Origin of the sequence: Streptomyces sp. NPDC006372 (assembly GCF_040612515.1) — a bacterium.
Lineage (GTDB): Bacteria > Actinomycetota > Actinomycetes > Streptomycetales > Streptomycetaceae > Streptomyces.
Map to the genome: position 1 here is coordinate 18,245 of NZ_JBEXQJ010000028.1, position 22,861 is coordinate 41,105.

26 protein-coding genes are annotated in these 22,861 nt (G+C 69.2%); 6 read left to right on the plus strand and 20 right to left on the minus strand.

Annotation, left to right across the window (positions count from 1 at the left end; all coding sequences use genetic code 11):
- Window positions 1–123 precede the first annotated feature (123 nt).
- The 3 genes from ABZ016_RS31420 to ABZ016_RS31430 form a co-directional block, all read right to left on the minus strand.
- On the minus strand, window positions 124–447 hold the full coding sequence (locus ABZ016_RS31420; protein WP_003993003.1) for an STAS domain-containing protein: 324 nt from the start codon (window positions 445–447) through the stop codon (window positions 124–126).
- A gap of 149 nt (window positions 448–596) precedes the next feature.
- A complete protein-coding gene (locus ABZ016_RS31425) occupies window positions 597–1,445 on the minus strand; it encodes a 3-hydroxyacyl-CoA dehydrogenase family protein (RefSeq protein WP_356920083.1) in 849 nt (282 codons plus the stop codon).
- Window positions 1,446–1,571: 126 nt separating this feature from the next.
- Window positions 1,572–2,213, minus strand: coding sequence for a TetR/AcrR family transcriptional regulator (locus ABZ016_RS31430; RefSeq protein WP_356920084.1), 642 nt, complete (start codon window positions 2,211–2,213; stop codon window positions 1,572–1,574).
- Window positions 2,214–2,292: 79 nt separating this feature from the next.
- Between ABZ016_RS31430 and ABZ016_RS31435 the strand changes: the two genes are divergently transcribed.
- From ABZ016_RS31435 to ABZ016_RS31445, 3 genes are read left to right on the plus strand one after another with little or no spacing between them, the layout of a single operon-like run.
- Window positions 2,293–3,075 (plus strand): ATP-binding cassette domain-containing protein, encoded by a 783-nt coding sequence (locus ABZ016_RS31435; protein ID WP_356920085.1) that lies wholly within the window; start codon window positions 2,293–2,295, stop codon window positions 3,073–3,075.
- A 17-nt stretch (window positions 3,076–3,092) separates the two neighbouring features.
- Window positions 3,093–3,842, plus strand: coding sequence for an ABC transporter permease (locus ABZ016_RS31440; protein WP_356920086.1), 750 nt, complete (start codon window positions 3,093–3,095; stop codon window positions 3,840–3,842).
- Between the two features lie 13 nt (window positions 3,843–3,855).
- On the plus strand, window positions 3,856–4,428 hold the full coding sequence (locus ABZ016_RS31445) for a cob(I)yrinic acid a,c-diamide adenosyltransferase (RefSeq protein WP_356920087.1): 573 nt from the start codon (window positions 3,856–3,858) through the stop codon (window positions 4,426–4,428).
- Here ABZ016_RS31445 and ABZ016_RS31450 read toward each other — a convergent pair.
- Together ABZ016_RS31450 and ABZ016_RS31455 are read right to left on the minus strand one after the other, a co-directional pair.
- Entirely contained in the window at window positions 4,425–4,613 is a 189-nt protein-coding gene (locus tag ABZ016_RS31450; protein WP_356920088.1) for a DUF5708 family protein, read from the minus strand. The two genes, ABZ016_RS31445 and ABZ016_RS31450, sit on opposite strands and share 4 nt — an antisense overlap.
- The gene (locus tag ABZ016_RS31455) at window positions 4,610–5,191 is read right to left on the minus strand and encodes a hypothetical protein (RefSeq protein WP_356920089.1); all 582 of its coding nucleotides are present in this window, start codon (window positions 5,189–5,191) and stop codon (window positions 4,610–4,612) included. Before ABZ016_RS31455 ends, ABZ016_RS31450 begins: the two co-directional genes overlap by 4 nt.
- A gap of 153 nt (window positions 5,192–5,344) precedes the next feature.
- Here ABZ016_RS31455 and ABZ016_RS31460 point away from each other — a divergent pair, with 153 nt between their 5' ends.
- The 3 genes from ABZ016_RS31460 (at window position 5,345) to ABZ016_RS31470 (ending at window position 9,131) form a co-directional block, all read left to right on the plus strand.
- Window positions 5,345–6,538 carry a histidine kinase gene (locus ABZ016_RS31460; RefSeq protein ID WP_356920090.1) on the plus strand — a complete coding sequence of 398 codons (1,194 nt, stop codon included), beginning with the start codon at window positions 5,345–5,347 and terminating at the stop codon, window positions 6,536–6,538.
- Window positions 6,535–7,185, plus strand: coding sequence for a response regulator transcription factor (locus ABZ016_RS31465; RefSeq protein WP_356920091.1), 651 nt, complete (start codon window positions 6,535–6,537; stop codon window positions 7,183–7,185). Before ABZ016_RS31460 ends, ABZ016_RS31465 begins: the two co-directional genes overlap by 4 nt.
- A gap of 119 nt (window positions 7,186–7,304) precedes the next feature.
- Window positions 7,305–9,131, plus strand: coding sequence for a glycoside hydrolase family 18 chitinase (locus ABZ016_RS31470; protein ID WP_356920092.1), 1,827 nt, complete (start codon window positions 7,305–7,307; stop codon window positions 9,129–9,131).
- Between the two features lie 8 nt (window positions 9,132–9,139).
- On the opposite strand, the gene ABZ016_RS31475 is transcribed toward ABZ016_RS31470, so the two are convergent.
- The 15 genes from ABZ016_RS31475 to prmC all read right to left on the minus strand — a co-directional run bounded on the left by ABZ016_RS31475 (window position 9,140) and on the right by prmC (window position 22,861).
- Window positions 9,140–9,586, minus strand: a complete 447-nt coding sequence (locus ABZ016_RS31475) for a DUF2550 domain-containing protein (RefSeq protein WP_356920093.1) — start codon at window positions 9,584–9,586, stop codon at window positions 9,140–9,142.
- Window positions 9,587–9,716: 130 nt separating this feature from the next.
- Window positions 9,717–10,094 (minus strand): F0F1 ATP synthase subunit epsilon, encoded by a 378-nt coding sequence (locus tag ABZ016_RS31480; protein WP_356920094.1) that lies wholly within the window; start codon window positions 10,092–10,094, stop codon window positions 9,717–9,719.
- A gap of 111 nt (window positions 10,095–10,205) precedes the next feature.
- On the minus strand, window positions 10,206–11,642 hold the full coding sequence (gene atpD / locus ABZ016_RS31485) for a F0F1 ATP synthase subunit beta (RefSeq protein WP_356920095.1): 1,437 nt from the start codon (window positions 11,640–11,642) through the stop codon (window positions 10,206–10,208).
- Window positions 11,643–12,560, minus strand: a complete 918-nt coding sequence (locus ABZ016_RS31490) for a F0F1 ATP synthase subunit gamma (RefSeq protein ID WP_356920096.1) — start codon at window positions 12,558–12,560, stop codon at window positions 11,643–11,645.
- Window positions 12,561–12,580: 20 nt separating this feature from the next.
- On the minus strand, window positions 12,581–14,170 hold the full coding sequence (atpA, locus tag ABZ016_RS31495; protein WP_356920097.1) for a F0F1 ATP synthase subunit alpha: 1,590 nt from the start codon (window positions 14,168–14,170) through the stop codon (window positions 12,581–12,583).
- Between the two features lie 124 nt (window positions 14,171–14,294).
- Window positions 14,295–15,110, minus strand: a complete 816-nt coding sequence (locus tag ABZ016_RS31500; protein WP_356920098.1) for a F0F1 ATP synthase subunit delta — start codon at window positions 15,108–15,110, stop codon at window positions 14,295–14,297.
- A complete protein-coding gene (locus ABZ016_RS31505; RefSeq protein WP_345660200.1) occupies window positions 15,107–15,655 on the minus strand; it encodes a F0F1 ATP synthase subunit B in 549 nt (182 codons plus the stop codon). Before ABZ016_RS31505 ends, ABZ016_RS31500 begins: the two co-directional genes overlap by 4 nt.
- Before the next feature lie 38 nt (window positions 15,656–15,693).
- Window positions 15,694–15,933 carry an ATP synthase subunit C gene (locus ABZ016_RS31510; protein WP_003992984.1) on the minus strand — a complete coding sequence of 80 codons (240 nt, stop codon included), beginning with the start codon at window positions 15,931–15,933 and terminating at the stop codon, window positions 15,694–15,696.
- Window positions 15,934–16,002: 69 nt separating this feature from the next.
- Entirely contained in the window at window positions 16,003–16,770 is a 768-nt protein-coding gene (gene atpB, locus ABZ016_RS31515) for a F0F1 ATP synthase subunit A (protein ID WP_345660976.1), read from the minus strand.
- A 273-nt stretch (window positions 16,771–17,043) separates the two neighbouring features.
- Window positions 17,044–17,481, minus strand: a complete 438-nt coding sequence (locus ABZ016_RS31520; protein ID WP_356920099.1) for a hypothetical protein — start codon at window positions 17,479–17,481, stop codon at window positions 17,044–17,046.
- 297 nt (window positions 17,482–17,778) lie between these two features.
- Window positions 17,779–19,125 carry an MraY family glycosyltransferase gene (locus ABZ016_RS31525; RefSeq protein ID WP_356920100.1) on the minus strand — a complete coding sequence of 449 codons (1,347 nt, stop codon included), beginning with the start codon at window positions 19,123–19,125 and terminating at the stop codon, window positions 17,779–17,781.
- 129 nt (window positions 19,126–19,254) lie between these two features.
- Window positions 19,255–20,493 carry a serine hydroxymethyltransferase gene (gene glyA, locus ABZ016_RS31530; protein WP_356920101.1) on the minus strand — a complete coding sequence of 413 codons (1,239 nt, stop codon included), beginning with the start codon at window positions 20,491–20,493 and terminating at the stop codon, window positions 19,255–19,257.
- A gap of 127 nt (window positions 20,494–20,620) precedes the next feature.
- Window positions 20,621–21,301, minus strand: a complete 681-nt coding sequence (locus ABZ016_RS31535) for a protein-tyrosine-phosphatase (RefSeq protein WP_356920102.1) — start codon at window positions 21,299–21,301, stop codon at window positions 20,621–20,623.
- A complete protein-coding gene (locus ABZ016_RS31540; protein WP_356920103.1) occupies window positions 21,298–21,945 on the minus strand; it encodes an L-threonylcarbamoyladenylate synthase in 648 nt (215 codons plus the stop codon). The genes ABZ016_RS31535 and ABZ016_RS31540 overlap by 4 nt, the downstream gene beginning before the upstream one ends.
- 70 nt (window positions 21,946–22,015) lie before the next feature.
- Window positions 22,016–22,861, minus strand: a complete 846-nt coding sequence (prmC, locus tag ABZ016_RS31545; RefSeq protein WP_003992977.1) for a peptide chain release factor N(5)-glutamine methyltransferase — start codon at window positions 22,859–22,861, stop codon at window positions 22,016–22,018.

Sequence of the window (22,861 nt, forward strand, 5' to 3'; positions counted from 1 at the left end):
ACGACAGTCCGGGGCGCCGTGTCGTCCGAGACGTCACGATCTCGTGAGGATTGCGCTCATCGCACGATCGGACGATGTCCGTCCGGGTCTCCCCGGTCGCCCGGTTCACACCCGCACGAATCGTCACACGCGGGGCAGTGTCTCCACCCCGATGCCCCCCTCGATCGCCAGGATCCGGTGCAGGCGGGTGGCGACCAGCAGGCGCTGCATCTGCGGCGGCACGCCGCGCAGGACCAGGCGCCGGCCGCAGCGGCCGGCCCGCCGGTGTGCCCCCATGATCACGCCCAGTCCGGTGGCGTCCCAGGAGTCCAGTTCGGACAGGTCCAGTACCAGGTCGCCGACTCCGTCGTCGACGGCCGAGTGCAGGACCGTACGGGCGTCCGCCGCGCTCCGGACGTCGAGGCGGCCCCCGACGACCAGCTCGGCGTGGTCGCCCCTGATGTGCATATGCGCTCCCCGTGCGTGCGTTTCGTGCTCCGCGTTCTGATATGGGTGATGCAACCTCTGACTGCGTGGAGGACACAGAGGTTGCTTCTTGTAAGCGAACCGATACCGAATTCACCCCGGGGTGTGATGACCCCGGGGCGTGTGCGGTTTCAGTGCTTGTAGAAGCCCTGCCCGCTCTTGCGGCCGATGTCACCGGCGTCAACCATCCGGCGCATCGACTCGGGAGCCGCGAACTTCTCGTCCTGGGACTCGGTGTAGATGTTGTTCGTGGCGTGCAGCAGGATGTCGACGCCCGTCAGGTCCGCCGTCGCCAGCGGGCCCATGGCGTGGCCGAAGCCCAGCTTGCAGGCCAGGTCGATGTCCTCGGCGCTCGCCACGCCCGACTCCTGCAGCTTCGCGGCCTCGACGACCAGGGCGCAGATGAGACGGGTCGTCACGAAGCCGGCGACGTCACGGTTGACGACGATGCAGGTCTTGCCGACCGACTCGGCGAACTCTCGGGCGGTGGCCAGGGTTTCGTCACTGGTCTTGTAGCCGCGGACGAGTTCGCACAGCTGCATCATCGGCACCGGCGAGAAGAAGTGCGTGCCGACGACCCGTTCCGGGCGCTCCGTGGCGGCGGCGATCTTGGTGATCGGGATGGCGGAGGTGTTGGAGGCGAGGATCGCCTCGTCCTTCACGATCTTGTCGAGCGCGCGGAAGATCTCGTGCTTGATCTCCAGCTTCTCGAACACGGCCTCGACGACGACGTCCGCGTCGGCCACGGCGTCCAGGTCGGTGGTCGCGGTGATGCGGGCGAGGGCGGCGTCGGCGTCATGCGCCTCCAGCTTGCCCTTGGCGACGAACTTGTCGTACGAGGCCTTGATGCCGTCGGTGCCGCGCTTCAGCGCCTCATCGGTGACGTCACGCAGGACGACCTCCCACCCCGCCTGTGCGGAGACCTGGGCGATGCCGGATCCCATGAGGCCGGCTCCGATGACGGCGAGCTTCCGTGCCACTGTGCGACTCCCCTGACGCGCTGTTCATGTCTGACTCTCGGGCGGACACTAGCGCTCGTGAGGGGCTGTGTGACCAGTAAGTAATGCGCGTCACGTCTCACATGACGGACATCACACCGGGCCGGGTCATTCGGCGCCTCGTACGGCGTAGTTGAGCACCTCCTCACTCAACAGCTCCTCGATGTCGTCGAGGAACACGAGCATCTCCCGGGACACTTCGTCCGGATTGCGCCCCTTGACCATCTCACGGCCGATGGCGACGAAAAGGGTGCCGTGAACCCAGCAGATCTGACCGGCGATCAGCCCGGGCAGCCGGTCGCCGGCGGTGGCGCCGGTCTCCTCACGGAGGGTCGCCTCCAGGTTGTCCTGGAGTTCTTGCTGCATGCTCCACAGCCGGGAGCGCAGCGGCGGCGCCTCTTCGATGCAGCGCATGAAGCGGTCGTAGCCCTCGATGAGGCCCATGTGGGGCGAGACCGCCTCGGTCTCGGCGCGCAGCTCGCGCAGCACCGCCCGGGCGGCCGACTCCCCCGCGTCCCGGCCGCGCACCCAGCGGGAGAGCCGGTCGACGACGCCCTGGGAGCGGTCGAAGAAGAGGTCCTCCTTGGCCGGGAAGTAGTTGTAGACGGTGTTCACGGAGACGTCGGCCGCCTCCGCCACGTCCGCGATCGTCACCGTCATGAAGCCGCGCTCCAGGAACAGCCCGGTGGCGATGTCCGAGATGCGCTGCCTGGTCTCGCGCTTCTTCCGTTCCCTGAGCCCCTCAGCCATGTCCGAATCCTAGCTTCCTTGGAGCCCCTGAAAACTTGGGGTCGTTGCAAAATTTAAGAGACTCTGTTTTTCTGGGCCCATGACCATCATCAGTACGGCCGGACTGGCCCGTACCTTCCGGACGAAGAGCGGCCCCGTGGAGGCCGTGCGCGGTATCGACCTGACCGTCCGCGAGGGCGAGATCCTCGGCTTCCTCGGCCCGAACGGGGCCGGCAAGACCACGACCCTGCGGATGCTGACGACCCTGCTGGCACCGACCGGCGGCGCCGCCACCGTCGCGGGTTGCGACCTGGCCACCGACCCGGCCGGGGTGCGGCGGGCCTGCGGCTACGTCGCGCAGTCCGGCGGGGTGGACCCGCAGATCACCGTGCGGGAGGAGCTGGTGACCCAGGGGCGGCTGTACCGGCTGACGAAGCGGCAGGCCGCCGAGCGCGCGGGGGAGCTGGCTCGCGACCTGGACCTCACCGAACTGCTCGACCGCAAGTGCGCCGCGCTCTCCGGAGGACAGCGGCGCCGCCTGGACATCGCGCTGGCGCTCGCCCACCGCCCGAAGGTGCTGTTCCTCGACGAGCCGACGACCGGGCTCGACCCGGGCAGCCGGGCCGGCCTGTGGGACCTGGTGCGCCGGCTGCGCGACGAGCACGGCACGACGGTCTTCCTGACCACGCACTACCTCGACGAGGCCGACGCCCTCTCCGACCGGCTGGTGATCGTCGACCGGGGCGTGGTGGTCGCCGAGGGCACCCCGGGCGCGCTGAAGCTGGAGTGGGGCGGCTCGATCGACGCCTCGCTCCAGGACACCTTCCTCGCCATCACCGGCCGCAGCGCCGCGCCCGCCGACCAGACCCCCGTCGCCGTATAGGGAACAGAGGACTCACGATGCTGTTGCACGACACGGCGCTCATCTACGGGCGCTATCTCCGCCAGTCCCTGCGCTCCCGCTTCGCGCTGCTCTTCGGCGTTCTGATGCCGCTGCTGTACCTGCTGTTCTTCGGCCCGCTGCTGACGGATCTGCCGCTGGGCGGGCAGGGCAGCTCGTGGCAGGTGCTGGTGCCCGGGCTGCTGCTCCAACTCGGACTGTTCGGGGCGTCCTTCGCGGGCTTCGCGATCATCATCGAGAAGGGCCACGGAGTGGTGGAGCGGATGCGGGTGACGCCCGTCAGCCGCCTCGCCCTGCTGCTGGGGCGAGTCCTGCGGGACGCCACCGTGTTCGTCTTCCAGGCGGTGCTGCTGGTGCTGGCGGCACTGGCGATGGGGCTTCGGGCCCCGCTCGCCGGCGTCCTGATCGGCTTCGCGTTCGTCGCGCTGCTGACGGTGTCGCTGGCCGCGCTGTCGTACGCGCTGGCGATGAAGGTCCGCACCCCGCAGGAGTTCGGCCCGGCGATCAACGCCATGACGATGCCGATGATGCTCCTGTCCGGCCTGATGCTCCCGATGACGCTGGGGCCGAAGTGGCTGGACGTGCTCTCCCACTTCGTACCGTTCCGCTATCTGGTGGACGCGGTCCGGGACGCCTACGTCGGCTCGTACGCCACCTCGCACATGCTGTACGGCGTCCTGGTGGCCGTCGGCTTCACCGCACTGGCCGTGACGGTGGGCACACGCGTGTTCCGAACCGCCGGAGCGTAACTACGCTGGCCATATGGTCAATCTGACGCGCATCTACACCAGGACCGGCGACCAGGGCACCACCGCCCTCGGCGACATGAGCCGGGTCGCCAAGACCGACCCGCGGATCTCCGCGTACGCCGACGCCAACGAGGCGAACGCGGCGATCGGCACGGCGGTGGCGCTGGGCGGCCTGGACGAGGAGATCGTCAAGGTCCTCACCCGTGTCCAGAACGACCTGTTCGACGTGGGTGCGGACCTGTCGACGCCGGTGGTGGAGAACCCCGAGTTCCCGCCCCTGCGGGTCGAGCAGTCCTACATCGACAAACTGGAAGCGGACTGCGACCGCTTCCTGGAAGGACTGGAGAAGCTCCGCTCCTTCATCCTCCCGGGCGGCACGCCGGGCGCGGCCCTGCTCCACCAGGCCTGCACGGTCGTCCGCCGGGCGGAACGCTCGACCTGGTCGGCCCTGGAGACCCACGCCGAGACGATGAACCCCCTGACGGCCACCTACCTCAACCGCCTCTCCGACCTCCTGTTCATCCTGGCGAGGACGGCGAACAAGGAGGTCGGAGACGTGCTGTGGGTCCCGGGCGGCGAACGTTAGGTCTTCCCTCTCGCGGCGTGCCAGAGGCCGCTGGCGGAGAGGACCCCGCCGACGATCATCATCACGATGCCGACCTTGGTGAGGGTGACGACGGGGACGTCCACGTCACCGGTGAACCGCCACAGCAGCAGGCCGATCAGGAAGGTGACGACGCCTTCGGACAGATACTGCTTCGCCTTGTTCACGAGTGCGTCCTTTCCTTCGATGTCGTGACCGCTTCCGGCTCACCCGCAGGGGCTTTCCGCGGCCAGATCAGATAACTCAGTGCGATCAGTCCGTGGATCCCGGTCACCCGCCAGGCCGTGTGGCGCCAGCTCTCCAGGGAGGTCACGCGGCTCGGGTCGTCCACGTACCAGATCGCGAGCTGGAGGAGCACGGTCGCGACGACGGCGCCCACCAGCGTGCCCAGCCAGACCTTGATCTCGTGGCGTGCCCGGGGCATGCCGTAGCGCGGGGGCCCCGGCGGGGGCGGCGCACCGCCCAGCCGGTGGGCGGCGTGGCCGTCGAGCCACTGCACGGTGCGGTGGCCGTGGCCGACGGTGTAGCCGATGTACAGCGCGGCCAGCCCGTGCGTCCAGTTCGGCTCGGCACCGCTCCTCAGGTCCAGCACGGTGGCGACCAGCAGGACGACCTCCAGCAGCGGCTCGCACAGCAGCAGTCCGAGTCCCAGCCGTGGCATGCGCAGCAGGTACCGGGCGCTCAGGCCCGCCGCCAGCAGCACCCAGAAGCCGATCTCGCAGGCGGCGATCAATGCGACGATCACGGTTCGCTCCTCTCGGTCACCTTTTCAGGCTCCCGTGCGGTGCGTCCGGAATCGTCGTCGCGACTGACGAACCCCGGGTACATCGAAAGATGCAGCCCGAGCCCCTACGCGGGGATCATGCGCGAGGCGCGACCGGCCGTGTTGGATGGAGCCATGGCCGCACGACTCCCCCGCCCCCGTCGTTTCGACGTCTACGTCGCCCTGGGCGGCCTGCTCGGCGGGCTGCTGCTGTGGGGTGCCGGCCTGGCCACCAGACCGCGCACCGAGGTGTACGTGCTGCTGCCGGGGCGCTGGCCGGTCCTGCTGCCACTGTTCGTCCTCGCGGGCTGCGAGCTGCTGCGCCGGACCGCCCCGCGCACCGGCCTGCTGATCGGCACGGCCGCGATCGTCCTGGACGTCGTCACGCAGGGCAACCTGGTCTCGATCCTGATGTACACCGACCTCATGTACGCGGCCGTCCTGTACGGCCCGCCCGCATCAGCCCACCGCATCCCGCGGATCACCGGGCTGCTCTCGGTGGCCGGAGCGGTGGTGCCGTTCGCGGTCTGGCGCGAACCCGAGGCTCTGCTGATCGGCGTGGTCACCGGCCTCGTGTCCTTCGGGCCCGCCTCCACCGGCCTGATCGTCCGCAACCACCGCGAGGCCGCCGACGCGGCCCGGCTGCGTGCCGAACAGACGGCGCTGCTCGCCGAGATGGACCGCACCCAGGCCGTCACCGCCGAACGCGCCCGGATGGCCCGGGAACTGCACGACATGGTCGCCAACCACCTGTCCGCGATCGCCATCCACTCCACCGCCGCCCTCTCCCTCGACGACCCGAAGACCTCGCAGGACGCACTGGTGGTCATCCGCGAGAACAGCGTGGAGGGGCTCGCCGAGATGCGGCGGCTGATCGGCATCCTGCGCGACAGCAGCGGCGATGTGGAACCGGCCGCGGCCCCGACCCTCGACGGCCTCGGCTCGCTGGTGGAGAACGCCCGCACCAACGGCCTCGACGTCACCCTGGAGGCCGAGCAGGCCGAGGTGCCCGCGCCCGTCGAACTCGCGGCCTACCGCATCGTGCAGGAGTCGCTGACCAACGCGCTCAAGCACGCCGCCCCGGGCCGGGTCTCGGTGTCCCTCGCCCGGCGGGACGGCTCGCTCGTCGTCGACGTGACCAGCCCGTACGGCGACCGGGACGGCCCGCGCGCCCCCGGGTCCGGCGCCGGCCTGGTCGGCATGGAAGAACGCGTGGCCCTGCTGGGCGGCACCTTCGCGGCCGGCCCCGAGGACTCGCCCGAGGGCAAGGTCTGGGCCGTGCGCACCACCCTGCCCGTCAACGACACCGCCGAAGGAGACACCGCATGAGCCGGACCGTCCGGGTCCTCGTCGCCGAGGACCAGTCCGCCGTCCGCGCAGGGCTGGTCCTGATCCTGCGCAGCGCTCCCGACATCGAGGTGGTCGGTGAGGCGGCGGACGGCGAGCAGGCGGTGGCACTGGCCCGGGAGCTGCGGCCGGACCTGGTGTTGATGGACGTGCAGATGCCGCGTCTGGACGGGGTGTCGGCGACCCGGCAGGTCGTCGCGGACCGGCTCGCCGACGTGCTGGTGCTGACCACCTTCGATCTCGACGAGTACGTCTTCGGGGCGCTGCGGGCGGGTGCGTCCGGCTTCCTGCTGAAGAACACCGAGGCGGGGCAACTGCTGGAGGCCGTACGGACGGTGGCCCGCGGGGAAGGTCTCATCTCCCCTGCCGTCACACGGCGGCTGATCGCGGAGTTCGCCGCGAAGCCCACCCGGGAGCCCACCGCCGACCCGTCCGTGCTGGACCGGCTGACCCCGCGCGAGCGCGAGGTGCTGTCCTGCCTGGGTCAGGGCCTGTCCAACGCGGGGATCGCCGAGCGGCTCGACATGGCCGAGGCAACCGTGAAGACCCATGTCAGCCGGCTGCTGGCGAAGCTGGAGCTGCGCAGTCGGGTGCAAGCGGCGGTGCTGGCGCAGGAGTTGGGGATCTGACCGGGACGAGTGCGGTGGTCCAGACCTATTGACCGGTGGTCCAGACCTTTCTATTCTCACCGCACCATGTGGGGCGTGAGGCTCAGCCACGCCCCCACAACCCCACAAGGAGGCGCAGCATGCGCTTCAGACACAGAGCCGCGGCAGGCTTCGCCGCCCTGCTGCTCCCGCTGGCCGCACTGGTCGGCCTCGCCGCACCCGCCCAGGCGGCCACGTCCGCCACCGCGACCTACGCCAAGACGCAGGACTGGGGCTCCGGCTTCGAAGGCAAGTGGACGGTGAAGAACACCGGGACCACGGCCCTCAGCTCCTGGACCGTCGAGTGGGACTTCCCCTCCGGCACGTCCGTCACCTCCGCCTGGGACGCCGACGTCACCTCTTCCGGCACCCACTGGACCGCGAAGAACAAGTCCTGGAACGGCACCCTCGCCCCCGGCGCCTCCGTCTCCTTCGGCTTCAACGGCACCGGCACCGGTTCGCCCGCCAACTGCAAGCTGAACGGCGGCAGCTGCGACGGCGGCACCACGGAACCCGGCGACAACGCACCCAGCGCCCCCGGCACCCCGACCGCCTCCGACATCACCGACACCTCGGTGAAGCTGTCCTGGTCCGCCGCCACCGACGACAAGGGCGTCAAGGACTACGACGTCCTGCGCGACGGCACGAAGGTCGCCACGGTCACGACCACCTCGTACACGGACAGCGGCCTGACCAAGGGCACCGACTACTCCTACTCCGTCCGGGCCCGCGACACCGCCGACCAGACCGGCCCGGTCAGCGGCGCCCGCGCGGTGCGCACCACCGGCGGCACCACCGAGCCGCCGCCCACCGGCGACAAGGTCAAGCTCGGCTACTTCACCGAGTGGGGCGTCTACGGCCGCAACTACCACGTGAAGAACCTGGTGACCTCGGGCTCGGCGTCGAAGATCACGCACATCAACTACGCCTTCGGCAACGTCAAGAACGGCCAGTGCACCGTCGACGACACCTACGCCGCCTACGACAAGGCGTACACCGCCGACCAGTCCGTCAGCGGCACCGCCGACACCTGGGACCAGCCGCTGCGCGGCAACTTCAACCAGCTCCGCCAGCTCAAGGCCAAGTACCCGCACATCAAGGTGCTGTACTCGTTCGGCGGCTGGACCTACTCCGGCGGCTTCGGCCAGGCCGCGCAGAACGCGGCCGCGTTCGCCAAGTCCTGCAAGGCCGTCGTGGAGGACCCGCGGTGGGCCGACGTCTTCGACGGCATCGACATCGACTGGGAGTACCCGAACGCCTGCGGCCTGAGCTGCGACACGTCCGGCCCGGCCGCCTTCAGGAACCTGATGTCCGCGCTGCGCACGGAGTTCGGCCCGAACTACCTGGTCACCGCGGCCATCACCGCCGACGGCTCGTCCGGCGGCAAGATCGACGCGGCCGACTACGGCGGCGCCTCCCAGTACCTCGACTGGTACAACGTGATGACGTACGACTACTTCGGCGCCTTCGACAAGGACGGCCCCACCGCCCCGCACTCCCCGCTCACCTCGTACCCCGGCATCCCACAGGCGGGCTTCAACTCGGCCGACGCGATCGCCAAGCTCAAGTCCAAGGGCGTGCCGTCCAGGAAGCTGCTGCTCGGCATCGGCTTCTACGGCCGCGGCTGGACCGGCGTCACCCAGTCCGCCCCGGGCGGCTCCGCGACCGGCGCGGCTCCGGGCACGTACGAGGCCGGCATCGAGGACTACAAGGTCCTCAAGAACTCCTGCCCGGTCACCGGCACCGTCGCCGGCACCGCGTACGCCTACTGCGGCAGCAACTGGTGGTCGTACGACACCCCGTCGACGATCGCCGGGAAGATGACCTGGGCCAAGAACCAGGGCCTGGGCGGCGCGTTCTTCTGGGAGTTCAGCGGCGACACCGGCAACGGTGAGCTGGTGACGGCCATCGACAACGGGCTCAAGTAGGAGAAGTACTAAGCAACATTGACGCGCTGTCCGGGCGGGGCTGCCTCCAGCCACGCGAGGAAACCGGTCAGCGCGTCCTCACTCATCGCGAGTTCGAGACGCGAGCCCCGGTGCAGACAGGCCAGGATCACATGGTCGGAGAGGAGCGCCAGCTCCTCCTCGCCGGCCGGGACCCGGCGGCCGGCCACCTCGATCGCGGAACGCTCCAGGATGCGCCGCGGGCGGGGCGAGTACGAGAAGACACGGAACCACTCGACCCGGTCACCGTTGTACCGGGCCACCCCGTACGCCCAGCCCTTGCCGTTGGTGTCGCCCTTCTCCGGGGCGTCCCAGCGCAGGCTGGCGTCGAAGGTGCCGCCCGAACGCTGGATGAGCCTGCGGCGCAGACCGAAGACGAAGAGGCCCACCACCACGAGGGCCACGAAGATTCCGCACACAGTCAGAGCGAGGACCATCGGCACCGACCTCCTCGTCTCCTAGGTAACGGAACGTAAAAAACACCCACATCCACCTCAGCCGCGGCTGGGTCCGGATCACTCCGGTACCCAGCCGCGGCTGAGTGACGTCATCACACGACGGGCGGGGTCAGCGCGCCGCCGTGGCCGCCCGCAGACGGACGTCCGCGCGGCGCTCGGCCTCCGCGTCGTCCTCCGCCTTCGCACGCTCCAGCTCCCGCTCCGCGCGCTGGACATCGATCTCGTCCGACAGCTCGGCCACTTCGGCGAGCAGCGAGAGCTTGTCGTCCGCGAACGAGATGAATCCGCCGTGGACCGCGGCGACGACCGTCCCGCCATCGCTCGTACGGATGGTCACCGGGCCCGACTCCAGCACACCGAGCAGCGGCTGGTGACCGGGCATGACGCCGATGTCGCCGGACGTGGTGCGCGCGACGACCAGGGTGGCCTGGCCGGACCAGACCTCACGGTCGGCCGCGACCAGCGCGACGTGCAGCTCAGCAGCCAAGGGTGGCTCCTCGGGTCACCACCCGGCGGGAGTGCCGGGTGTTGGTTACAAGTCTAGTAGGCGTGACGGAGGGGGCGGGACGAGCCCCGCCCCCTCCGACGAGCGCGGGGCTCAGGAGACGCCCAGCTCCTTGGCGTTGTTCTTCAGGTCCTCAAGACCACCGCACATGAAGAACGCCTGCTCCGGGAAGTGGTCGTACTCGCCGTCGCAGATCGCGTTGAACGCGGCGATCGACTCGTCCAGCGGCACGTCCGAACCGTCCACACCGGTGAACTGCTTGGCGGCGTGGGTGTTCTGGGACAGGAAGCGCTCCACGCGACGGGCACGGTGGACGACGAGCTTGTCCTCCTCGCCGAGCTCGTCGATACCGAGGATCGCGATGATGTCCTGCAGGTCCTTGTACTTCTGCAGGATGTTCTTCACGCGCATCGCGGCGTTGTAGTGCTCCGCCGAGATGTACCGCGGGTCGAGGATGCGGGACGTCGAGTCCAGCGGGTCCACGGCCGGGTAGATGCCCTTCTCGGAGATCGGACGGGAGAGAACCGTCGTCGCGTCGAGGTGGGCGAAGGTGGTGGCCGGGGCCGGGTCGGTCAGGTCGTCCGCGGGGACATAGATCGCCTGCATCGAGGTGATCGAGTGACCACGGGTCGAGGTGATGCGCTCCTGGAGGGTGCCCATCTCGTCGGCCAGGTTCGGCTGGTAGCCCACCGCGGAGGGCATACGGCCGAGCAGGGTCGACACCTCGGAACCGGCCTGGGTGAAGCGGAAGATGTTGTCGATGAAGAACAGCACGTCCTGCTTCTGGACGTCACGGAAGTACTCCGCCATCGTCAGGCCGGCCAGGGCCACGCGCAGACGGGTGCCCGGGGGCTCGTCCATCTGGCCGAAGACCAGGGCGGTCTTGTCCAGAACGCCGGACTCTTCCATCTCCGCGATGAGGTCGTTGCCCTCACGGGTGCGCTCACCGACGCCCGCGAAGACGGAGACGCCCTCGTGGAGGTTGGCGACACGCATGATCATTTCCTGGATCAGCACGGTCTTGCCGACACCGGCACCGCCGAACAGACCGATCTTGCCGCCCTTGACGTACGGGGTGAGGAGGTCGACGACCTTCAGGCCCGTCTCGAACATCTCGGTCTTCGACTCGAGCTGGTCGAACGCGGGGGCCTTGCGGTGGATGGACCAGCGCTCGCCCTCGTGGGTCTCGTCGCTGTTCAGCACCTCACCGAGGGTGTTGAACACCTTGCCCTTGGTGAAGTCGCCGACCGGGACGGTGATGCCCGCGCCGCTGTCGGTCACCGGGGCCTGGCGGACCAGGCCGTCGGTGGGCTGCATGGAGATGGCGCGGACCAGGCCGTCACCCAGGTGCTGGGCGACCTCCAGGGTCAGCGTCTTCTTCTCGCCCGCCAGCGCCGGGTCGGCGACCTCGACGTGAAGGGCGTTGTAGATCTCCGGCATCGCGTCGACGGGGAACTCCACGTCGACGACCGGGCCGATGACCCGCGCGACGCGGCCCGTCGCCGTGGCCGTCTCAACAGTGGTGGTCATTTATCGGTCACTCCCCGCGGTCGCGTCGGCCAGGGCACTGGCACCACCGACGATCTCGCTGATTTCCTGGGTGATTTCGGCCTGGCGGGCCTGGTTGGCAAGCCGGGTGAGCGTCTCGATGAGCTCACCGGCGTTGTCGGTGGCCGACTTCATCGCGCGCCGCGTGGCGGCGTGCTTGGAGGCGGCCGACTGGAGCAGCGCGTTGTAGATCCGGCTCTCCACGTAACGCGGCAGCAGGGCGTCCAGGACGTCCTCCGCCGAGGGCTCGAAGTCGAACAGCGGAAGGATCTCGCCCTTGGGCGCGGCCTCCGCGGCCACCTCGTCGAGGCTGAGCGGCAGCAGCCGGGCCCCGATCGCCGTCTGCGTCATCATCGACACGAACTCGGTGTAGACGATGTGGAGCTCGTCCACGCCGCCCTCGGCCGTCTCCGTCTCGATGGCCTCGATCAGCGGAGCCGCGACCTTCTTGGCGTCCGCGTACGACGGGTCGTCGGTGAAGCCCGTGAACGACTCCGCGATCTTGCGCTCGCGGAAGTTGTAGTGGGCCACACCGCGGCGGCCGACGATGTAGTTGACGACCTCCTTGCCCTCGGCCTCAAGCTCCGCCGTGAGCTTCTCGGCGGCCTTGATGGCGTTGGAGTTGAAGGCGCCGGCCAGACCGCGGTCGCTCGTGAGGAGCAGGACCGCGGCACGGGTCGGGTTCTCGGCCTCCGTCGTCAGCGGGTGCTTGGTGTTGGATCCGGTGGCGACCGCCGTGACCGCGCGGGTGAGCTCGTTCGCGTACGGGGTGGAGGCCGCCACCTTGCGCTGCGCCTTGACGACGCGCGAGGCGGCGATCATCTCCATCGCCTTGGTGATCTTCTTGGTCGCGGAGACGGATCGGATGCGACGCTTGTAGACCCGGAGCTGGGCTCCCATGAGTCAGGTCCCTTCCGTCGTCACTTGCCGGCAGCCGGGGCGTCCTCGCCGAGCAGCTTGCCGTCGGAGGTCTCGAACTGCTTCTTGAACTCCGCGATGGCCTCGGCGACGGCCTGAAGGGTGTCGTCGGACATCTTGCCGCCCTCGCGGATGGAGGTCATCAGGCCCTGCTCCTTACGGTGCAGGTACTCCAGCAGCTCCTTCTCGAAGCGGCGGATGTCGGCGACGGGGACGTCGTCCATCTTGCCGGTGGTGCCGGCCCAGACGGAGACGACCTGGTCCTCGGTGGCCATGGGCTGGTACTGCGACTGCTTCAGCAGCTCGACCATGCGCTGACCGCGCTCCAGCTGCGCCTTGGACGCGGCGTCCAGGTCCGAACCGAAGGCGGCGAACGCCTCCAGCTCACGGAACTGGGCGAGGTCCACGCGAAGACGGCCGGAGACCTGCTTCATCGCCTTGTGCTGGGCGGAACCACCGACTCGGGAGACGGAGATACCGACGTTCAGCGCGGGGCGCTGACCGGCGTTGAACAGGTCCGACTCCAGGAAGCACTGGCCGTCGGTGATGGAGATGACGTTGGTCGGGATGAACGCCGAGACGTCGTTGGCCTTGGTCTCGACGATCGGCAGACCGGTCATCGAGCCGGCACCCATCTCGTCGGAGAGCTTGGCGCAGCGCTCCAGCAGACGGGAGTGCAGGTAGAAGACGTCACCCGGGTAGGCCTCACGGCCCGGCGGGCGGCGCAGCAGCAGCGACACGGCACGGTAGGCGTCGGCCTGCTTCGACAGGTCGTCGAAGATGATCAGGACGTGCTTGCCCTCGTACATCCACTGCTGACCGATGGCCGAACCGGTGTACGGCGCGAGGTACTTGAAGCCGGCCGGGTCGGACGCCGGGGCGGCGACGATGGTCGTGTACTCCAGCGCGCCGGCCTCCTCCAGAGCGCCGCGCACACCGGCGATCGTGGAGCCCTTCTGGCCGATGGCGACGTAGATGCAGCGGACCTGCTTGTTCGGGTCGCCCGAACGCCAGTTGTCGCGCTGGTTGATGATCGTGTCGACGGCCAGGGCGGTCTTGCCGGTCTGGCGGTCACCGATGATCAGCTGACGCTGGCCACGGCCGACGGGGGTCATCGCGTCGACGGCCTTGTAGCCCGTCTCCATCGGCTCGTGCACCGACTTGCGCTGCATGACCGTGGGGGCCTGCAGTTCGAGGGCGCGGCGGCCCTCGGACTCGATCTCGCCGAGGCCGTCGATCGGGTTGCCGAGGGGGTCGACCACGCGGCCGAGGTAGCCCTCGCCGACCGCGACGGAGAGAACCTCACCGGTACGCGAGACCGGCTGACCCTCCTCGATGCCGCTGAACTCACCGAGGACGATGGCACCGATCTCGCGCTCCTCGAGGTTGAGGGCGAGGCCGAGGGTGCCGTCCTCGAACTTCAGCAGCTCGTTGGCCATGGCCGAGGGAAGACCCTCGACCTTCGCGATGCCGTCGCCGGCAAAGGTGACCGTACCGACCTCCTCGCGCGAGGCCGCGTCCGGCTTGTACGCCTGGACGAAGTTCTCCAGCGCGTCCCGGATCTCCTCCGGCCGGATCGTGAGCTCCGCCATCTGGGTTCCCTGCTCTCCTTGTTGGGCCCGAAGTTTCTTAGGGGGTCTGGGGGCGACCCCCAGGATTCTTCTGCACGGCCCAACCAGGGCCGTCGTAAGTACGTGTTGCCTATTGAGTTGCTGCTCAGCTCGCCAGGCGGCGGCTCGCGTCGTCCAGCCGGTCCGCGAGGGAGCCGTTGATGACCTCGTCGCCGACCTGCACCCGGATTCCGCCGAGGACCTCGGGGTCCACGTCCAGGTTGAGGTGCATCTGGCGGCCGTAGAGCTTGGCGAGGGCGGCGCCCAGGCGCTGCTTCTGCGGGTCGCTCAGCGGAACCGCCGAGGTGACGATGGCCACCATGCGGTCCCGGCGCTCGGCGGCGAGCTTGGACAGGGACTCCAGTCCCGCCTCCAGGCTACGTCCCCGCGGCGCGGTCACAAGGCGCGTCACCAGACGTTCGGTGGCCGACTGCGCCCGGCCGCCGAGCAGGCTGCGCAGCAGCTCGCCCTTGGCCGTGGTGGTGGCCTTGCGGTCGGTCAGCGCGGCGCGCAGCTCGGTGCTGCCGGAGACGATCCGGCCGAACCGGAACAGCTCGTCCTCGACGTCGTCGAGCTTGCCCCGCTGCTGGGCGGCGGTGAGGTCGGCGGTGCCCGCCAGCTCCTCCAGCGCGTCGACCAGGTCGCGCGACTGCGACCAGCGGGAGCGCACCATGCCGGCCACCAGGTCGGCGGCCGGGCCGCTGACCTGGGTGCCGAGCAGGCGCTGGGCCAGTTCGGCCTTGGCCTCGCCGGCCTGCGCCGGGTCGGTCAGGACCCGACGCAGCGACACCTCGCGGTCGAGCAGCGCGGTGACGGCGGCCAGCTCGTCGGCGAGCGAGCCCGCGTTCACGGACGTGGAGTCCGTCAGCGCGTCGAGACGCTCTCGTGCGGCTGCCAGGGCCTCGCGGCTCGCTCCGTTCATCGTCCGGCCTCGGCCTTCTCCTCGAGCTCGTCGAGGAACCGGTCGATCACGCGGCTCTGGCGGGCGTGGTCCTCGAGGGACTCGCCGACGAGCTTGCCGGCCAGGTCGGTGGCGAGCTTGCCGACGTCCTGGCGAAGCGCGGACGCGGCGGCCTTGCGGTCGGCCTCGATCTGGGCGTGACCTGCGGTGACGATTTCCTCGCGCTGCCGCTGGCCCTCGGCCCGCATCTCGGCGATGAGGGCGGCACCCTGCTCCTGCGCCTCCTGGCGCAGACGCGCGGCCTCGTGCCGGGCCTCGGCGAGCTGTGCCTTGTACTGCTCAAGGACGCTCTGGGCCTCGACCTTCATGGTCTCGGCCTCTTCGATACCGCCTTCGATCGCCGTGCGGCGCTCCTCCAGAACCTTGTTGATGTTCGGAAGCAGCTTCTTCCAGAAGAAGAAGAACACGATGGCGAAGGCGATGGTGCCGACGAGCAGCTCGGGGCCCGGAGGAACGAGCGGGTTCTGCTCCTCCTCGGCCGCCAGCTGTACCAGGTTGGCGATCACATCAGTGCCTTTCGTCGAAACGTGTCGGTTGAGAAGTCTTACTTCACACCGAACACGAACGGCATGACGATGCCGATGAGGGCGAGCGCCTCACAGAAGGCGAAGCCCAGGATCTGGTTGGCGCGGATCAGGCCGGCGGCCTCGGGCTGACGAGCGAGGGCCTGGGTGCCGTTACCGAAGATGATGCCGACGCCGATGCCGGGGCCGATAGCCGAGAGGCCGTAACCGACGGAACCGATGGAACCGGAGACAGCGGCGAGGGTCTCAGTGGCAGCCATGCTGAATCTTCCTTCTCTTAACGGACCGGTGGGGGTTGGCCACCGGACGACATGGGGGTGGGGTGGGGCTCAGTGGTGCTCAGCCAGAGCGCCCTGGATGTACGTGCTGGCGAGGAGTACGAAGACGTACGCCTGGACGGCCTGCACGAAAAGCTCGAAGCCGATCATGGCGATGGTCATCACGAAGGAGACGCCCGCCGCCGGGATCATCCAGCTGTTCAGCAGGTACCAGGAGGCGACGGTGAACATCACCAGCATCAGGTGCCCGGCGAACATGTTGGCGAAGAGTCGCACCGCGTGCGTGAACGGACGGACGAGCAGGTTCGAGAAGAACTCGATGACCATGACGAGCGGCAGCACCGGGCCGAGCGACTTGTCGTAGCCGGTGACGTTCTTGAAGAACCCGACGAAGCCGTGCCGCTTGAAGGTCAGCGAGACCCACGTCACGTAGACGATCGCGGCCAGGACCGCCGGGAACGCGATGATCGACGAGACCGGGAACTGCGCGAGCGGGATCACGGACCAGATGTTCATGATCCAGATAAAGAAGAACAGCGAGACCATCAGGGGGACGTACTTCTCGCCCTCCTTCTTTCCGAGGGTCTCGTAGACGATGCCGCGGCGGACGAAGTCGTAGCCCGCCTCACCGACCATCTGCAGCTTGCCCGGCACCACCTTGGCTTTGCCGAAGGCGGCGTAGAAGAAGCCGATGACGAGGATGGTGGTGATGATGGCGAGCAGCATCACCTTGTTGAACTCGAACCCTCCAACCGTGGCGATCGGCTTGAAGAGGAACGAGTGCAGGCCCGGTGCCGGAAAACCACACCCGTCGGACATGATCCGACAGCTCCAGTCAAAGGCGAGCTGGGTCTGGTCAGCACTCACCGCGGGCTCCTTCGGTGTGACGCATGGGTACGGCAACCTCGTTGTGTCGGCGCGGCGCGCAGCCGCGGATCGGCACCGGACTGGTGTTACGGATGTGAGGGCGGCTGGGGGGCATCGAGCCTCGCGTTCGAGCAGGCGTCAGCTCAGATGCCCGCGCCCGCGATGCCGCAGTTGGCACCGGACGATAGCAGGAGTTCCCCGTGCTCTTTATCGCGCCCCTACTCGTCACGACGACGGCCCGGTCTTCTCCGGCTTCTCACTCTTCGCGGAGTCCGGGTCGATGTAGAAGAGCTTGGCCTTCATGTGCGCACGAGCCTGCGCAGCCATCCACACGACGGTCGCGACGACGATCCCGGCGGCGAACGCCTTCGGGTTGAAGAGAGAGGTGCCCTTGAAGAGGGCGACGAAGAGAAGGAGCAGCAGGAGCTGCGCCATGTAGAGCATCAGGCCCATGGCCTGGAACAACTGCGGGAGCGTTTTTGCCGTCCACTGGAGGACGAAAAGACCGACCCCCATGAAAAGGATGGCGAGCGCCGCACCGACAGCGGCTCCGATTGCTCCCTTGCCTCCGGCCACCACGCCACTGACGGCGACCACGACCACACCGGCAGCGGCTGTGGGCACAGCGCACTGCAGGAGATTCCGGGCGTCATTGGACGGCATGGCGGCAACTCCGCTTTCGCAGGGGGCAGGGGTGTCGTCATGGACGAGCGTAGTCCCGGGCTGAGTGGAGACCTCACACCAATGGACCGTCGCACTGCGGTCCTTCGGCTCTATCCGGGGGTTCTCGTGAACCGTATCACAAACTATTTGATGCAGTCTTTACCTGGGGGTGTGCGGGCTGTCACACATGAGAGTGAAGCTGCACGTCTGCGCGTGAACGGCGCCGACTTGTCTGGTATTGGGGTGCTTCATTCCCCCATCACAACCCCACGACTTGGCAATGCTCTAGTCAGATTCTTACCTTGTGCCTGCCCGGCCCCGTTCCGCAAGACGCGAACGGGGGCCGATGGCGGTCGCGCCGTTGACGCCCGCGACTCCGGACACGACCGGCGTGCGGTTCTCGTGCGCGACGGACGCCGGCTGTTCGGCGGCGGACGCGGGCGTCGAGGCGTCGGGGGACAGCGCCACGACCCCGCCACGACGCCGGTAGCGCGGCGGCACGAAGCGCTCCATCCAGCGCGGGGCACGCGGCGTGAAGCGCGGCAGCAGGAGCAGGGCCAGGCCGATCGCGCTGAGGAACACCACACCGAGGACGATCCACATGGACGCGGAGTTGACCGAGTAGGCGAGCGCCCCGAAGGCGATCAGCGCCGACCAGAAGTACATGATCAGCACCGCGCGGCTGTGCGAGTGGCCGATCTCCAGCAGCCGGTGGTGCAGGTGGCCGCGGTCGGCGGCGAACGGTGACTGGCCGCGCCAGGTACGGCGCACGATCGCCAGGATCAGGTCGGCGGCCGGCACCGCGATGATCGTCAGCGGCAGCAGCAGCGGGATGTAGACCGGGACCGTCTGGTGCACGGCCTCCTTCTCGGAGCCCACGTACAGGTTGAGCGCGTCCGGGTCGACCTGGCCCGTGATGGAGATCGCACCGGCGGCCAGCACCAGCCCGATCAGCATCGAGCCCGAGTCGCCCATGAAGATCCGCGCCGGGTGCATGTTGTGCGGCAGGAAGCCCAGGCACATGCCCATCAGGATCGCCGAGAAGAGGGTGGCGGGGGCGGCGGCCTCGACGCCGTACGAGTACCAGATGCGGTACGCGTACAGGAAGAACGCGGTGGCCGCGATACAGACCATGCCGGCCGCGAGGCCGTCCAGACCGTCGACGAAGTTGACCGCGTTGATGGTGATGACGACCAGCGCGACCGTCAGCAGGGTGCCCTGCCACTGGGTGAGGGCGACCGAGCCGACGCCCGGCACGGGCAGCCACAGGATCGTCAGACCCTGCACGACCATCACACCGGCGGCGATCATCTGCCCGCCCAGCTTGATCAGGGCGTCGATCTCGAACTTGTCGTCCAGCACACCGATCAGCCAGATCAGCGCCGCCCCGGACAGCAGGGCCCGGGGTTCGTTCGACGTCTCGAAGACCTGGTTGAGGTTGGTCAGGTGGTCCGCGACCAGCAGACCCGCGCACAGCCCGAAGAACATCGCGATACCGCCGAGCCGCGGAGTGGGTTCCCGGTGCACGTCACGTGCCCGGATCTCCGGCATCGCTCCTGCCACGATCGCGAACTTCCGTACCGGCCCTGTCAGCAGATACGTCACCGCGGCCGTGATGCAGAGCGTCAGCAGGTATTCACGCACAGGCTTCCCCACAGGTCTCGCTGGCCATCTCAGCCCCACACACTAGCGATGCGCGCATATGTGTGGGGACTTCCGGGTAGCGACGATGGTTGCACGAGTAGGTGTGCACCCTGGTGCGCTTACCCCGACTCACGCCCGATACGGCGGAAATCCACCGGCCAGCTCCCGCACTTCTTCACGGGCCCTTGAGGTCTCCGTCACGCCTCTGAGCACCCCGGTGAGCAGCTTGGCGATCCGCGCCATCTCCGCCTCACCCATGCCCTGCGTGGTGACCGCGGCCGTGCCCAGCCTGAGCCCCCGGCCGTCACCGTGCGGCAGCGCGCAGCAGTCCAGGACCAGGCCGGCGGCTGCGAGCCGGCCCCGGGCGGTGCGTCCGTCGACGCCGAGCGGTGCCGGGTCGGCGGTGATGAGGTGGGTGTCCGTGCCGCCGGTGGTGACGATCAGGCCCTCGGCGGCCAGCCGGGCCGCGAGAACCCTCGCATTGGCGACCACCTGATGGGCGTACGCGGCGAACGCCGGTGTTGCCGCCTCCCCGAACGCCACCGCCTTGGCGGCGATGGTGTGCATCTGCGCACCGCCCTGTGTGAAAGGAAACACGGCCCGGTCGACCCGCTCGGCCAGCTCCGCGCGGCACAGGATCATGCCGCCGCGCGGCCCCCGCAGCACCTTGTGAGTCGTCGCACAGACGATGTCCGCGTACGGCACCGGGTTCGGCGCCGCTCCCCCGGCGACCAGCCCGATGGGGTGCGCGGCGTCCGCGATGAGATACGCGCCCACCTCGTCGGCGACCTCGCGGAAGAACGCGTGGTCGATGTGGCGGGGGTAGGCGATCGAGCCGCACACGATCGCCTTGGGCCGGCGCGTACGGGCGAGGGTCCGCACCTGCTCGTGGTCGATGAACCCGGACTCGGCCTCCACGCCGTACCCGACGAAGTCGAACCAGCGGCCGGAGAAGTTGGCGGGCGAGCCGTGCGTGAGGTGGCCGCCGTGGGGCAGGCCGAGGGCGAGGACCGTGTCACCGGGGCGGAGCAGCGCGGCGTAGGCGGCCAGCACCGCCGAAGAGCCCGAGTGCGCCTGGACGTTGGCGTGGTCGGCGCCGAACAGCGCCCTGGCCCGGTCCACCGCGAGGCGTTCGGCGACGTCGGCCATCTCACAGCCGCCGTGGTGCCGCGCTCCCGGGTAGCCCTCGGCGTACTTGTTGGCGAGCGCCGAGCCGAGGGCCGCCAGTACGGCCGGTGAGGTGAAGTTCTCCGCGGCGATCAGCTGGAGCGTCGTCGACTGCCGCTCCAGCTCCCCGAGCAGGATGTCGGCGAGCTCCGGGTCCTGGTGGCGCAGGAGGCCGGCCTCGATGGCAGGGGTGACCGTCATGGTGGGCTCCGGGCGGCGGCGCATTTCTGGGCGGTTCGCCTCCGGGGCGCCTGAGTCGGTCCTTCGGCTCACGCGCCGGGGTGACGTACGTCCAATGTAGGCCCGGGGCTCCTGGGGCGCTCGGCTGTTACGTCCGTGCGGGGACACCCGTGAGGGCCGTGACGACCGGGTCGAGGGCCAGGTGTATCTCGTCCCCGATGGAACGGAAGAATGTCAGGGGCGCCCCGTACGGGTCGTACACCTCGTCCGCCTCGGCGTTCGGCGCCAGCAGCCACCCGCGTAGAGCCGCCGCGGCGCGCACCAGCGCCCGGGCACGGATGACCACGCCCTCCTCCAGGGGCGGCAGGGTCGCCGGGTCGATGGCCTTCACCAGGCGGGTGAACTCCTTCAGCGTGAAGGTCCGCAGGCCCGCCGAGTGGCCCATCGAGATGACCTGCGCCCGGTGGTCCCGGGTGGCGGTCAGCACCAGGTCGGCGCGGATCACGTGCTCGTCGAGGAGCTCGCGTCCGGTGAAGCCGGAGGCGTCCGCGCCGAAGTCGGCCAGGACCGTCTCCGCGTGGGACTCCATGGGCGCGCCCTCGTGGCCCCAGGTGCCGGCGCTCTCCACGATCAGCCCGCCGCCCAGGATGCCGAGCCGCTCCCGCACGAAATGGCGGGTCAGCCGCTCGGTGATGGGCGAGCGGCACACGTTGCCGGTGCTGACGTGGAGGATGCGGAAGCTGTCACGCGGAAGCCCCACGAACGTCGTCGTGATCTCCGCCGCGCTTTCCCCGTTGCCTATGCCACGCCCCGCTCCAGGGGCCGTCAATTCGCCACCTCGAGGTCGGGTACGACCTTTCGCAGCTCGTCCGCCGAGATCGCGCCCGCCCGCAGCAGCCGCGGCACCTCCTGGGTCACGTCGACGATCGACGACGGGACGTTGCCGGGAGTCGGGCCGCCGTCCAGGTAGACGGAGACCGAGTCGCCGAGCATCTCCTGCGCGGCGTCGCAGTCCTCCGGAGCCGGGTGGCCGGTGAGGTTGGCGGACGACACGGCCATCGGGCCCACCTCGGTGAGCAGCTCGATGGCGACCGGGTGCAGCGGCATGCGCACGGCGACCGTGCCACGGGTGTCCCCGAGGTCCCACTGGAGGGACGGCTGGTGCTTGGCGACCAGCGTCAGCGCGCCCGGCCAGAAGGCGTCCACCAGCTCCCAGGCCAGCTCGGAGAAGTCCGTCACCAGGCCGTGCAGGGTGTTCGGGGAGCCGATGAGGACGGGCGAGGGCATGGTGCGGCCCCGGCCCTTGGCCTCCAGCAGGTCACCGACGGCCTCCGAGGAGAACGCGTCCGCGCCGATGCCGTACACCGTGTCCGTCGGCAGCACCACGAGCTCGCCACGGCGGACGGCGGACGCTGCCTCGCGCAGACCGGTCACACGGTCGGTCGCGTCATTGGTGTCGTATCGCCGTGCCATCTTTAGCTGGCCTCCTCGTACACGTGCTGCTGGGATGAAGTCCGCGAAGACCGCGGTGCGCTCGGTGTGCTCACGGCAGCGCCTTGCGGGCCGTGGCGAAACGCGGGCGGTTGTTGAGGTCCGGGTGGTCGGCCGCGTCGGCCCAGCCCCGCTCCTCGGTGAAGATCCACGGCACCTGGCCGCCCTGGGTGTCGGCGTGCTCCACGACCACGACGCCACCGGGGCGCAGCAGCCGGTGCGCGGTGCGCTCCAGACCCCGGATGAGGTCGAGGCCGTCCTCGCCGGAGAACAGGGCCATGTCCGGGTCGTAGTCCCGCGCCTCGGGAGCGACGTACTCCCACTCGGTGAGCGGGATGTACGGCGGGTTGGAGATGACCAGGTCGACCTGGCCGTCCAGGTCCGGGAACGCCGTCAGGGCGTTCCCTTGCCGCAGCTCGACCCTGGACCCCTCGACGTTCTTGCGGGTCCACTGAAGGGCGTCCTCGGACAGCTCCACCGCGTGCACGCGCGAGCGCGGCACCTCCTGGGCGAGGGCGAGCGCGATGGCGCCGGAGCCGGTGCACAGATCGACGATGCACGGCTCGACGACGTCCATGGCCCGTACCGCGTCTATGGCCCAGCCGACCACGGACTCGGTCTCCGGCCGCGGCACGAACACCCCGGGGCCGACCTGGAGTTCCAGGTACCGGAAGTAGGCCCGCCCGGTGATGTGCTGGAGCGGTTCGCGGGCCTCGCGACGGGCGATGACCTCCCAGTAGCGGGCGTCGAAGTCGGAGTCCCGGACGGAGTGCAGCTCGCCGCGCTTGACGCCGTGCACGAACGCGGCGAGTTCCTCCGCGTCGGTGCGCGGCGAGGGCACGCCGGCGTCGGCGAGCCGCTGGGTGGCCTGGGCCACCTCCGCGAGCAGCAGATTCAC